Genomic DNA, 12,123 nt, shown 5'->3' with positions numbered 1-12,123 from the left:
TCCCTTCATAAGGTCGAGAAGATGACAATCTTCTGTCCATCTTTTGCGTGATGGCAGCCAAGAGTTACAGCGGGGCTACGAACATGTCAACGGATCGGGACGAGCGTGCGCATACGAAAAGCGGGCGGGCACCGAAGTGCCCGCCCGCTCGGCGGTCCTGCCACCGGGCCCCCGCGGGGGCCCGCCTACACCTGCCTACTCCCCCGGCCGGCTCCGCTCGCGGGCCGGCGCGGTCGACCCGCGCACCACCAGCTCGGGCTCGAACAGCAGCTCGTCGTGGGTGACCCGGACCCCGGCGATCTCGCCGACCAGCAGGTCCACCACCGCGCGGCCCATCGCCTCGATCGGCTGCCGGACGGTGGTCAGCGGCGGGTCGGTGCACATCATGAACGAGGAGTCGTCGTAGCCGACCACCGAGACGTCGTCCGGCACCGCGAGCCCGGCCCGGCGCACCGCGCGGACCGCGCCCAGCGCCAGCGGGTCGCTCGCGCAGACCACGCCGGTGACGCCCTGGCGCAGCAGCCGGGTGGTGGCCGCCTGGCCGCCCTCCAGACTGAACAGCGCCCGCTCGACGTGCTCGTCCGGCAGGTCGAGGCCCAGCTTGGCGACCACCGCGCGGGCGGCGGCCAGCTTGCGCTGCGAGGGCATGTGGTCGAGCGGGCCGAGCACCAGGCCGATCCTGGTGTGCCCGAGCTGGCGCAGGTGGCCGAAGGCCTGCTCGACCGCCACCGCGTCGTCGCAGGACACCCGGGGGAAGTCCAGGTCGTCGATGGCCGCGTTCAGCAGCACGGTCGGCAGGCTGCGCTCGGCCAGCCGCTGGTAGTGGTCGTGCGGGGCGTCGCCCTGCGCGTACAGGCCGCCGAAGAAGACCACGCCGGAGACGTGCTGCTCCAGCAGCAGGTCGACGTAGTCCGCCTCGGAGACGCCGCCCGCGGTCTGGGTGCACAGCACCGGCGTGAACCCCTGCCCGGCCAGCGCGCCGCCCACCGCCTCGGCGAACGCCGGGAAGATCGGGTTGCCCAGCTCCGGCAGCACCAGCCCGATCAGCCGGGCCCGCTCGCCGCGCAGCTGGGTGGGGCGCTCGTAGCCGAGCACGTCGAGGGCGGTGAGCACGGCCGCCCTGGTCGCTTCGGAGACACCGGGCTTCTCGTTCAGCACCCGGCTGACCGTCGCCTCGCTGACTCCGACCTTCTTCGCCACCTCGGCGAGTCGTCGTGTCATGGGGCGAGTGTACGACAGAAAACGCAAGCCGCTTGCGTGAATTTGCAGAAGAGGACGGACCCGGTCGGGTCCGTCCTCCGCGCTGCGCAGGTGCTTGCGGCGTCAGCGCATGTCGAACACCAGTCGGGCCGAGACCTTGCCGCCCAGCACCTCGTCGAAGCAGGTGTTGACGTCCTCCAGCTTGCGGGTCTCCCGGATCACCTTCGTCCGGCCCAGCTGGTGCAGCCGGAACACCTCGGCCAGGTCCTGCCGGGTGCCGACGATCGAGCCGATCACCTTCGTCCCGTTCAGCACCGTGTCGAACACCGGCAGGGTCAGCTCGCCCTCGGCGGGCAGGGCGACCAGGACGAGCGTGCCGCCGCGGCGCAGCGAGTCGTAGGCGGCCCGGAACGACGCGTTGGAGACGGCCAGCGAGACCGCCGCGTCCGCGCCGCCGAGCTTCTGCACCTCGTGCGCGACGTCCTGGGTGCGGGCGTCGATGACGTGGTCGGCGCCGAGTTCCTCGGCCAGCTTGAGCTTCTCGTCGGTGATGTCGACGGCGACCGTCTCGGCGCCGAAGATCCGGGCGTACTGCAGCGCCAGGTGGCCGAGGCCGCCGATGCCGGAGATCAGCACCCGGGTGCCCGGCCGGGCGCCGGCGAGCTTGACCGCCTTGTAGGTGGTGACGCCCGCGCAGGACAGCGGGGCGGCGTCCATCGGGTCGACGCCGTCCGGCACCGGGACGACGTAGTCGCCGTGCGCCAGCGCGTACTGGGCGTACGCGCCGTCCACCGAGTAGCCGGAGTTGTGCTGGCTGAGGCAGAGCGTCTCCCAGCCGGTCACGCAGAAGTCGCACCGGCCGCAGGCGTCGGCCAGCCACGGGATCGCCACCCGCTCGCCGACCTTGACGTGCCGGACCTGGTCGCCGGCCGCCTCCACGATGCCCACGCCCTCGTGGCCGGGCACGAACGGCGGGGACGGCTTGACCGGCCAGTCGCCGTGCGCGGCGTGGATGTCGGTGTGGCACAGGCCGGAGCACTCGATCCGCACCAGCACCTGGTGCGGCTCCGGGGACGGCACCTCGCGCTCCTCGATCTCCAGCGGCTTGGTGAAGTCCCGGACGACGGCTGCCTTCATGTCCTTACTCTCCTCGCGATGCCGAGCAATTCCGACAAAAGGGGCAGATGCTCCCCGCACCAGCCTGCTGGTTCCGCGTGCGAATCGCGAACGGGCGCGCCACCGGAGCGCCGCTCCCGCGTGCTCCGGCCGGGCGGCCGGTTTGACGAAAACCCGTCACGCCAGGGCGGGTTGGGCGGTTAGCCTGCCCACGGACCCCCTCACGGAAAGGGCCGGAAGACCTATGACGCGCACCCTCGGCCGCCCCCGCGCGGCGCGCACCCGCATCCGCGCCCGCGCCCGCCACCGCACCCGCCACCGCCGCGCGGGCGGCGCGCTCGCGCTGCTCGCCGCCGGGCTGCTGCTGGCCGGCTGCTCCTCCGCCGGCCGGCCGGCCGCGGCGCCGCCCCCGTCCTCCACCGCGCCCGCGTCCTCCACCGCGCCCGCCGGCGCCGGCATCAGCGCCGCGCCCGCGACCGCGTCCCCGAGCGCGGCGTACCGCGCGCCGACCGCGAGCCCCGCCCCGGGCTCCGGCGCCGACCCGCAGGCCGGGGAGCTCACCGACGCCTACTTCGCCGAAGGCTCCTGCGCCCGGGCGCTGGCGGGCACCGCCGGGGGCGCGACGCACTACGAGGCCGTCCCGTGCGACTCGCCGCGGGCCGAGGCGAAGGTGGTCAGGCGCGGCGGCACCCAGTCCGGCATCGCCGCCGTCCTCCCGCAGGGCGCGGACTGCCCGGAGGGCACCGACGTCGCCCTGGACCTGACGCAGAACGCCGTCGTCCCCCAGCTCGGCAAGATCCGCTCCGCCTGGGCCTGCCTGCGCAACCTGCGCGACCCGCACCCCGGCGACCCGGGCGGGGGCGGCGGCACCGGCATCGTGGTCGGCGACTGCGTGTACGCCGACGACCGCGGCGGCACCCAGGAGACGCGCTGCGACGGCGGGGGCGAGCACCCGCCGCAGTACCAGGTCGACAAGGTGTACGTCTCGAAGGCCCTGATCGGCACCAAGGAGAAGAAGCCGGACTGCCCGGACGCGGCCACCGTGACCTTCGAGCTGCCGGCCGTGCCCGGCGCGCTCGCCGCGAACGTGGTCGTCGCCTGCGCCGAACCCGTCGACTGACACCACTACGCTTGGGCACCTCACCCGGCCCGCGGGGGCATTCAATGCCCGTAGGCTGGGCAGTAAGGGACCACGGGGGCGGCAGAGCCCCCGTCACTGACGGAGGGAGATGCCGGGTGATCGAGCTGGAAGACCTTCCCGAGTTGATCGACCCGGTGATGATCTGCGCCTTCGAAGGCTGGAACGACGCCGGCGACGCGGCCTCCGCCGCGCTCGGGCACCTCGACGAGACCTGGGGCGGCAAGGTGTTCGCCGCGCTCGACGCCGAGGACTACTACGACTTCCAGGTCAATCGGCCCACCATCTGGCTCGACGGCGGGGTCCGCCGGATCACCTGGCCGACCACCCGGCTGTCGGTGGTCCGGGTGACCGACCCCAAGCCGCGCGACCTGGTGCTCGTCCGGGGCATCGAGCCCAGCATGCGCTGGCGCTCCTACTGCAACGAACTGCTGGGCTTCGCGCACGAGTTGGGCGTGGAGCTGGTCGTCATCCTGGGCGCCCTGCTGGGCGACACCCCGCACACCCGGCCCGTCCCGGTCTCGGGCGTCACCTCGGACCCGACGGTGGCCCGCTCGCTCGACCTGGAGGAGAGCCGGTACGAGGGCCCCACCGGCATCGTGGGCGTCCTCCAGGAGGCCTGCGCGCACGCCGGGGTGCCCGCGGTGACCTTCTGGGCCGCCGTCCCGCACTACGTCTCGCAGCCGCCCAACCCGAAGGCCACCCTCGCCCTGATCAACAAGGTCGAGGACCTGCTGGACCTGCGCATCCCGCCGGGCGAGCTCGCCGACGACGCCCGGGCCTGGCAGGTCGGGGTCGACCAGCTCGCCGCGGAGGACTCCGAAGTCGCGGAGTACGTCCAGCAGTTGGAGGAGGCGCAGGACACCGCGGAGCTGCCGGAGGCCTCCGGCGACGCGATCGCCCGGGAGTTCGAGCGGTACCTGCGGCGGCGCGACAACCAGGGGCCGAAGGGCGAGAAGCCGATCACCGGGCACGCCACCGAGCGGCCGAAGGACGACGACGAGGAGTAGCCGCGCGGTCCGGCGCGCGCGACGGGACCGGCCCGGGGAGCGAACGACGCTCCCCGGGCCGGTCCCGTTTCTCAGGCCCGCCGCCGCCGGTTCAGAGGGCGACGCCGAGCAGGGCGTCGACCGTCCGGGAGACCAGGCCGGGGGCGCCGGTGTCCTCGCCGCCGTCCGCCCGGGCGGCGGCCGCCCAGCGGTCGACGGCGGCCAGGGCGGCCGGGGCGTCGAGGTCGTCGGCGAGGGCCGCGCGGACCTCCGCCAGCAGGGCCTGGGCGGAGGGGCCGTCCGGGCGGGAGACCGCGTCCCGCCAGGCGGCGAGGCGGGTCAGCGCGGTGTCGAGGTCGGCGGGGGTCCACTCCCAGTCGCTGCGGTAGTGGTGGGCGAGCAGGGCGAGCCGGATCGCGGCGGGGTCGACGCCGTCACGGCGCAGCGCCGAGACGAAGACCAGGTTGCCGCGGGACTTGGACATCTTGTGCCCGTCCAGGCCGACCATGCCGGCGTGCACGTACGCGCGGGCGTAGGGGTGCTCGCCGAGGGCGACCTGGGCGTGCGCGGCGCCCATCTCGTGGTGCGGGAAGGACAGGTCGCTGCCGCCGCCCTGGATGTCGAAGTCCATGCCCAGGAACTGGAGGGCGATGGCGACGCACTCGATGTGCCAGCCGGGGCGGCCGTGGCCGAGCTCGGTCTCCCAGGCGGGTTCGCCGGGCCGGGCGGCGAGCCAGAGCAGCGCGTCCAGCGGGTTCTTCTTGCCGGGGCGCTCGGGGTCGCCGCCGCGCTCGGCGAAGACCGGGAGCATCTGCTCGCGGGTGAGGCCGGAGACCTCGCCGAAGCGGGGGTCGGACTCGACGGAGAAGTAGACGTCGCCGTCGACCTCGTAGGCGGCGCCGGAGGCGAGCAGGCGCTGCACCAGCGGGACGATCCACGGGATCGACTCGACGGCGCCGATGTAGTGCGCGGGCGGGAGCATCCGCAGCGCGGTCATGTCCTCGCGGAACAGGGCGGTCTCGCGCTCGGCGAGCACCGTCCAGTCCTGGCCGGTGGCGACGGCCCGCTCCAGCAGCGGGTCGTCGACGTCGGTCACGTTCTGGACGTACAGGACGTCGTGGCCGGCGTCCTTCCAGACCCGCTGGACGAGGTCGAAGGTGGTGTAGGTGGCTGCGTGGCCCAGGTGGGTCGCGTCGTAGGGGGTGATGCCGCAGACGTAGAGCCGGGCGGTCGGCCCGGTGGGCACGACCTCTCGGACACTGCTCGTGGCGGTGTCGTAAATGCGCAGGGGAAGCCCCTGACCGGGCAGGGCGGGAACCTCGGAGGCGGGCCAGGCATGCATGGGACCGACTCTAACCTCGCGATCATTTGAAAGACCAACCTCTGGACGCAATCGACCTGAATCGATTCGTCCTCGGTTTCGGATCGGTATCAGACCGGCGGCCAGGGAATAGAAGGCCACTCCGGTGACGGCACGGGATGCCGTCCGGCGGCCAGCAGCCCGGCCGTCCGGGCCCGCAGCGCGGCCAGTTCGGCGGCGGTCAGGTGCGGGCGCAGCCGGTCGGCGAGCGGGCCGCCGTCCAGGTCGGCGGCGAGCCGGGCCAGGACGTCGAGCGCCTCGGCGGTGAGCGGCTGTCCGGCCCAGCCCCAGAGCAGGGTGCGCAGCTTCGGGTCGGTGTGGAAGGTGACGCCGTGGTCGATGCCGTAGACCCGGCCGTCGGCGGCGGGCAGCCAGTGGCCGCCCTTGCGGTCGGCGTTGTTGAGGACGGCGTCCAGCACGGCGAGGCGGCGCAGCCGCTCGTCGTCGCGGTGCACCAGCCAGGCGAGCCGGCCGCCGTCCAGTTCGGCCTTCAGGATCGGCAGCCAGCCCGGCCGGGGGCCGCCGTCCAGCGGCTGGAGGTCGAGCAGGTCGGGCGCGGCCGGGTCGGGCTCGATCCAGAGCTGGACCATGCCGGGGCCGGCCGGGCCCTCGCGCAGCAGGGTCGGCGGGACGAGGTGCCAGCCGGTGGCGGCGGCGACCTCGTGCGCGGCGGTCTCCCGGCCGGCCAGCGTGCCGTCCGGGAAGTCCCACAGCGGGCGCTCCCCCGAGACCGGCTTGTAGACGCAGGGCGCGGTCAGGCCGTCCAGGGTGGCCGTGCAGTAGAGGACGGCGTTGGAGGCGTCGGTGACCCGGCCGTGCACGGCCAGCGCGCCCTCGCGCAGCAGGGTCAGCGCGGTGGCCGGGTCGGCGGCGAGCGCGGCGCTGGTGGCGGGGTCGGTGCCGGGGGCGTCGACCGGCTGCTCCCGCTCCCGTTCTTCCGCCCGGTCGGAGTTCAGCGCCGGTAGCCGTTCGCGCGCGGGCACAGGTGGCCCTCCGGGTCGAGCGGGAGGTTGCAGAACGGGCAGGGCTTGCGGCCGGACGCGACCAGGTCCAGGGCGCGCTTGGCGAACACCCGGGCCATCGCGCCGCTGAGCCGGACCCGCAGCAGGTCGGGGCCGTTGTCGTCGTCGAAGACCTCGACCTCCTCGCCGTCCTCGGCCTCCTCGACGTACGCCTGCGCCTCGACCACCAGGCACTCGTCCCGGGCGTCCCAGGCGAGCGCCATCGTGCCGACCCGGAACTCCTGCTCCAGCGGCAGGTCGAGCGGGGCGGTGTCGAGCAGTTCGGCGGGGGCGACCGCCGGGATCGGGGCCTCGCCGCCGCTGCGCCGCAGCGCCTCGTCGAGGACCTCCTCGATGCGCTCGGCGAGCGCGGCGACCTGGGTCTTCTCCAGCAGGACGCTGGTGATCCGGCCGCGCGAGGAGGCCTGCAGGTAGAACGCGCGGGCGCCGGGCTGGCCGACGGTGCCGGCCACGAAGCGCTCGGGCTGGTCGAAGAAGTGGACCTGACGGGACACGCTGCTCGCTCCGGAGGGGGGTTGCGGTCTTCTCGATCTCACCCTACGGCCAAACGGGCCCGGAGCGGCACACGGGACGCTCGGTTCCCGTGCGTACTCGGAGAGTTGGCGGTGCCGTTGGCGGTGGCGTCGGCGGGGCTCAGGCGGTGCCGGTGCCGGCGTCGGCGCCCGTGTCGCCGCCGACCACCGCGTCGTCGCCCGCCGAGTGCCCGTGCGGGCGCGGGGCGAGCGCGGAGAGCGCGCCGGTGTCGCCCAGCCGGAGCAGGTAGGGGCGGTGCGGGGTGTAGCGGATCGCGGTGACCGAGCAGGGCTCGACCGAGATCCGCTGGAAGTGGTCGAGGTGCAGGCCGAGCGCGTCGGCGACGATCGCCTTGATCACGTCGCCGTGGGTGGCGGCGACCCAGAGCGCGTCCGGCCCGTGGTCGACGGCGATCTTGTCGTTCCACTCGCGGACCGCGTCGACGGTGCGGTGGCTGAGCGCGCGCAGCGACTCGCCACCGGGGAAGGCGGCGGCCGAGGCGTGGTCCTGGACGGTGCGCCAGAGCGGCTCCTCGGCGAGCTCGCTCAGCGGGCGGCCGGTCCAGTCGCCGTAGTGGCACTCCCCCAGCCGCTCGTCCAGCTCGGGCGCGGCGAGCTCGGGGCGGGCGGCGGCCAGCGGCTCCAGGGTCTGCCGGCAGCGCTCCAGCGGGCTGCTGACCAGGCGGGCGATCGGCAGGCCGGCCAGCCGCTCGGGCAGGCCGGCGGCCTGGGCCCGTCCGGTGTCGTCCAGGTCGATTCCGGGGGTCCAGCCGGCCAGGATGCCGGCGGAGTTGGCGGTGGACCGGCCGTGGCGGACGAGCAGCAGGGTGGGCATACCGGAAAGGGTACGTGGTCCGGACCTCCCCGCGGGGCGCCGGTTGGGGCCACAATGGCGGGCATGATCGTGGATTGCGGCATCTACCGGGACGGGAAGCGCGTGCCGGGCCCCGAGGACTTCTCGGACGCCCTGGCGGAGGTCCGCGCGGCCGGGAACGGCTTCCTGTGGATCGGCCTGGCGGACCCCACCACGGAGGAGTTCGACCACGTCTCCGACGAGTTCGGCCTGCACCCGCTGGCCGTGGAGGACGCGGTCACCGCGCACCAGCGCCCGAAGGTCGACATCTACCAGGACTCGGTGTTCACCGTCCTGAAGACCGCCGCGTACCACCAGGACCACGAGACCGTCTCCATCGGCGAGCTGATGATCTTCCTGGGCGACTCGTACGTGATGACCGTCCGGCACGGCCCGGAGAGCCCGCTCAAGGACCTGCGGGCCGAGCTGGAGGCCCAGCCCGAACTGCTCGCGCACGGGCCCGCCGCGGTGCTGTACGCGGTCTGCGACCTGGTCGTCGACCAGTACCTGGACGTGGCCACCGAACTGCAGACCGACCTGGACGAGCTGGAGGCGGAGATCTTCTCCCCCGGGCGCTCGCGCGGCGCGGCCGAGCGGATCTACGGCTTCAAGCGGCAGGTGGTGGGCTTCCGCAAGGCGACCTTCCCGCTGATGGAGCCCGCGCTGCGGCTGACCCGGGCCGGCGACGAGGTGCGGGTGCCGTTCGTGGCCGGCGCGCTGCGCCCGTACTTCCGGGACGTGGCGGACCACCTGGCGAAGGTCAACGAGGTGGTGGAGAGCCTGGACCGGCTGCTGTCCGACATCCTCTCCGCCAACCTGGCGCAGGTCAGCGTCCAGCAGAACGACGACATGCGGAAGATCTCCGCCTGGGCCGCGCTGGCCGCCGTGCCGACCATGATCGCCGGTATCTACGGGATGAACTTCGAGCACATGCCGGAGCTTCGGCAGGCGTGGGGCTACCCCGCCGTGCTGCTGGTGATGGCGGGCGTCTGCGTGGGCCTGCACCGGCTGTTCAAGCGCGCGGGGTGGCTGTAGGGCCAGGCGCGGCGCGGCCCGCCTGGAGCCCCGGTCGGGGCTCCAGGCGGGCCGCGGCGTCAGGGCGTCAGCGCGTCAGGACTCCTGGCGACGGCGGCGGGTGAGCACCAGGGTGCCCGCGCCGAGCGCGATCGCGGTGGCGCCGCCGACCAGCAGGGAGCCGATCGGGGCGTCGGTGCCGGTGGCCGCCAGGTCGGTGGCGTCCGCGGTGGTGTTGCCGTCGGCCGTGGTGGTCGTGGTGGTGCCCGTGCTGCCCGTGGTGTCCAGCGAGACGTCGGTCAGGCTGCCCGCCCCGGTCGAGCCGGTGGACGGCAGCTGCGGGATGCTCGGGTCGCCCAGGCCGTCGTCCTTGCCCTGGCCGGCCGCCTCGTCCCGGGCCCGGGCCGCCTGGAGGCCGGAGGTCAGGAACGCGTACATGGTGTCCGGGTCGCCGGAGTCCTTGGCGATCTGCGCGGCCTTCCGGACCTCCGGCCCGCCCTGCGCGATGGCCTGCTCGATCTGCGCCTGCAGGTCGGCCAGCAGGTAGTCGCGGAACTTCGCCCGGAAGTCCCTCATCTCGGCCAGGCCGCCGGCCAGCGCCGCCGTCGCGGCGCTCTTCACGTTCGGGCCGATGCCGGGGGTGGCCAGCAGCTGCTGGATCGCCGCCCGCTCGGTGTCCTCCAGGATCGCCGGGTACTCGACGTCGATGAAGTGGTTCAGCGCCGCCAGGTCACCGTCGAGCGCCTTCTGGCCGGCCGTGCGGACCGCGGGCAGACCGCTCTCGTCGATGATCTTCCGGACCTTGGCCCGGGCCTGGTCGAGCTCCTTCTGCGCCGCCTCGGCCGCGACGATCCGCGGCAGCTCGACGTCCAGGACGTTCTTGATCTGCTCCTTGGTGCCGTCCTTCACCGCCTCGCCCGCCGCGTAGTACTCGGGGGTGTGGCCCTGCTCCTCCAGCGCCGCCGTCAGCCGGGCGCGCAGCGCCTCCAACTCCGGGTCCGGGGTCTCGGTGCCGCCGCTGGGCGTCGGGTCCGGGGTCGGCGTCGGGTCCGGGGAGGGGGACGGGTCGGGCGAGGACGAGCCGGAGCCGGACGCGGCGGACGAGGGCGAGTCGGCGGCGCGCGCGGCGGGTTCGGCGGCGGGCGCGGGCGCGGCAGGCGCGGGTGCGGCCTCGGCGGGCGCGGCCTCGGCGGGTGCGGCCTCGGCGGGCGCGGGCGCGGGCGCGGCCTCGGCGGGTGCGGCGTCCGGCTGGGACTGGCCGACCGGGTCGGCGCCGGTCTCGGCCATCGCGGTGCCCGCACCGAGCACGGTGGGCGCGGCGACCGCGGCCACGAAGACGGCGGCGGCTATCGAACGACGAATGCTCAAGATTCCCCCATGGAAAGCAAATCGTACGAAAACGACCCGGACGGGACGGGCCCGGACGGGGTCGAACCGGGCGATCGTATCGGAACCTTCCCGGGTCGCACAGGGAGATGATTTCCCGCCAGCCCGCCGATCCGAGAAGCGCTGGTCGACGCGGTGACGCCGATGCCCCGGCGTCAGTTCCGTTGGCGCGCAACGCGATCCGGCCGCCCTCGCGGGTGCGCGAGGGCGGCCGGATCGACTCGTTCCGCCGTCAACGGAACTGACGGTGGGTCAGGATTCCCGGCGGCGGCGGGTGACCACCAGGGCGCCGGCGCCGAGCGCGATCGCGGCGGCGCCGCCGAACGCGAGCGAGCCGACCGGGGCGTCCGTGCCGGTGGACGCGAGCTGCGCGGCGGTGCTGCCGGCGCCGGTCGTGGCGGTGGTGGTGGTCGTGGCCGTGGTGCCGGTGCTGCCGGTGGCCACCCGGGTGTCGGAGGCCGGGGTGACGGTGGTGCCGCCCTGCTGGCCCTGACCCTGACCCTGGTTCTGGTTCTGCTGCTCCTGGTTCTGCTGCTCCTGGGCCGCCTTGTCCTTGGCCCGGGCCTCGGCGAGACCGGTGGTGATGAAGGCGCGCAGCGCCTGGGGGGTGCCCGCGTCGAGCGCGGCGCCCGCCGCCTTGCGGACCTCCGGGCCGCCGTCCGACATCGCCTTCGACGCGCGCAGCAGGTCGTCGGCGAAGCGGAGCTGCGGCAGGTTCGCCATGAAGGCGGTGACCACCGCGGGCCGACCGTCCTCCAGCGCCTTCAGGGCGGCCTCGCGCAGCTTGGCGCCGATGCCCGGCTCGTCGATCAGCCGCGAGATCTGGACCCGCTGGTCGGAGACGATCAACGCCGGGAGGGTGACGTTCAGGAAGTGCTCGATCGCCTCCGGGCTGCCGTCGTCGAGCGCCTTGCTGCCCGCCTTCGCGATGTCGCTGCCCTGCCCGGCGCGGTAGATGGCCTGGGCCACCTCGACCCGCCGGTCCTCCAGGAAGATCCTGGGCGCCTCGACGTCGAGGAAGTGCCGGATGCCCTCGGCGTCGCGGCCCCTGGCCTCCTCGGCGTGCTCGTAGAAGTACCGGGAGTGCCCCGGCTCGGCGATCAGCGCCTCCAGCCGGGCCAGCAGCGCGGCCTCGTCGGACGCGGACGGCTGGGCGGGCGCGGCCGGAGCGGCGGGCTGGGCCGGCGCGGCGGGGGCGGCCGGGGCGGCCTCCGCCGGAGCGGGCGCGGCCGGGCTCGGGGCCGGGGACTCCGCGGCCGGGCTCGGGGACTCGGCGGTCGGGCTCGGGGCCGGGGACTCCGCGGCCGGGCTCGGGGACTCGGCGGTCGGGCTCGGGGCCGGGGACTCCGCGACCGGGGACTCCGGGGCCGGGGCCGGGGCCGGCTCGGTGTCGGGGAGGACGGCGTCCGGGACGGACTGGCCGGTCGGGTTGGTCTCGGCCATCGCCTGTGCGGTGCCGAAGACGGTGGGTGCGGAGACGGCCGCGACGAAGACGGCGGCGGCTATCGACCGACGGATGCTCAAAACTCCCCC

Annotated in this window: 11 protein-coding genes; 3 read left to right on the top strand and 8 right to left on the bottom strand. The window is 74.5% G+C overall.

Annotated features, from left to right (window positions below; genetic code table 11):
* Positions 1 to 195 precede the first annotated feature (195 nt).
* Both KSE_RS32845 and adhP read right to left on the bottom strand, forming a co-directional pair.
* Positions 196 to 1,221 carry a LacI family DNA-binding transcriptional regulator gene (locus KSE_RS32845; RefSeq protein ID WP_014139698.1) on the bottom strand — a complete coding sequence of 342 codons (1,026 nt, stop codon included), beginning with the start codon at positions 1,219 to 1,221 and terminating at the stop codon, positions 196 to 198.
* A 102-nt stretch (positions 1,222 to 1,323) separates the two neighbouring features.
* Positions 1,324 to 2,337, bottom strand: coding sequence for an alcohol dehydrogenase AdhP (gene adhP, locus KSE_RS32840; RefSeq protein ID WP_014139697.1), 1,014 nt, complete (start codon positions 2,335 to 2,337; stop codon positions 1,324 to 1,326).
* Positions 2,338 to 2,560: 223 nt separating this feature from the next.
* On the opposite strand from adhP, the gene KSE_RS43115 reads away from it, so the two are divergent.
* Positions 2,561 to 3,436, top strand: coding sequence for a hypothetical protein (locus tag KSE_RS43115; RefSeq protein ID WP_014139696.1), 876 nt, complete (start codon positions 2,561 to 2,563; stop codon positions 3,434 to 3,436).
* A gap of 116 nt (positions 3,437 to 3,552) precedes the next feature.
* A complete protein-coding gene (locus tag KSE_RS32830) occupies positions 3,553 to 4,464 on the top strand; it encodes a PAC2 family protein (protein ID WP_014139695.1) in 912 nt (303 codons plus the stop codon).
* A gap of 91 nt (positions 4,465 to 4,555) precedes the next feature.
* On the opposite strand, the gene mshC is transcribed toward KSE_RS32830, so the two are convergent.
* The 4 genes from mshC to KSE_RS32810 all read right to left on the bottom strand — a co-directional run bounded on the left by mshC (position 4,556) and on the right by KSE_RS32810 (position 8,172).
* A complete protein-coding gene (gene mshC / locus KSE_RS32825; RefSeq protein WP_014139694.1) occupies positions 4,556 to 5,785 on the bottom strand; it encodes a cysteine--1-D-myo-inosityl 2-amino-2-deoxy-alpha-D-glucopyranoside ligase in 1,230 nt (409 codons plus the stop codon).
* An 89-nt stretch (positions 5,786 to 5,874) separates the two neighbouring features.
* Positions 5,875 to 6,786 carry an SCO1664 family protein gene (locus tag KSE_RS32820; protein WP_014139693.1) on the bottom strand — a complete coding sequence of 304 codons (912 nt, stop codon included), beginning with the start codon at positions 6,784 to 6,786 and terminating at the stop codon, positions 5,875 to 5,877.
* On the bottom strand, positions 6,756 to 7,319 hold the full coding sequence (locus tag KSE_RS32815) for a DUF3090 domain-containing protein (RefSeq protein WP_014139692.1): 564 nt from the start codon (positions 7,317 to 7,319) through the stop codon (positions 6,756 to 6,758). Before KSE_RS32815 ends, KSE_RS32820 begins: the two co-directional genes overlap by 31 nt.
* 139 nt (positions 7,320 to 7,458) lie before the next feature.
* Entirely contained in the window at positions 7,459 to 8,172 is a 714-nt protein-coding gene (locus tag KSE_RS32810) for a histidine phosphatase family protein (protein WP_014139691.1), read from the bottom strand.
* Positions 8,173 to 8,235: 63 nt separating this feature from the next.
* Here KSE_RS32810 and corA point away from each other — a divergent pair, with 63 nt between their 5' ends.
* On the top strand, positions 8,236 to 9,225 hold the full coding sequence (gene corA / locus KSE_RS32805) for a magnesium/cobalt transporter CorA (protein WP_033258628.1): 990 nt from the start codon (positions 8,236 to 8,238) through the stop codon (positions 9,223 to 9,225).
* A 75-nt stretch (positions 9,226 to 9,300) separates the two neighbouring features.
* Here corA and KSE_RS32800 read toward each other — a convergent pair whose 3' ends face one another.
* Both KSE_RS32800 and KSE_RS46035 read right to left on the bottom strand, forming a co-directional pair.
* The gene (locus tag KSE_RS32800) at positions 9,301 to 10,572 is read right to left on the bottom strand and encodes an ALF repeat-containing protein (RefSeq protein ID WP_148283197.1); all 1,272 of its coding nucleotides are present in this window, start codon (positions 10,570 to 10,572) and stop codon (positions 9,301 to 9,303) included.
* Between the two features lie 270 nt (positions 10,573 to 10,842).
* Positions 10,843 to 12,114 carry an ALF repeat-containing protein gene (locus tag KSE_RS46035; protein ID WP_014139688.1) on the bottom strand — a complete coding sequence of 424 codons (1,272 nt, stop codon included), beginning with the start codon at positions 12,112 to 12,114 and terminating at the stop codon, positions 10,843 to 10,845.
* Positions 12,115 to 12,123 lie beyond the last annotated feature (9 nt).

It is taken from the genome of Kitasatospora setae KM-6054 (assembly GCF_000269985.1).
GTDB lineage: Bacteria > Actinomycetota > Actinomycetes > Streptomycetales > Streptomycetaceae > Kitasatospora > Kitasatospora setae.
The sequence above is the reverse complement of the archived record's forward strand: the minus strand, read 5'-3'. Positions and strand labels throughout refer to the sequence as shown.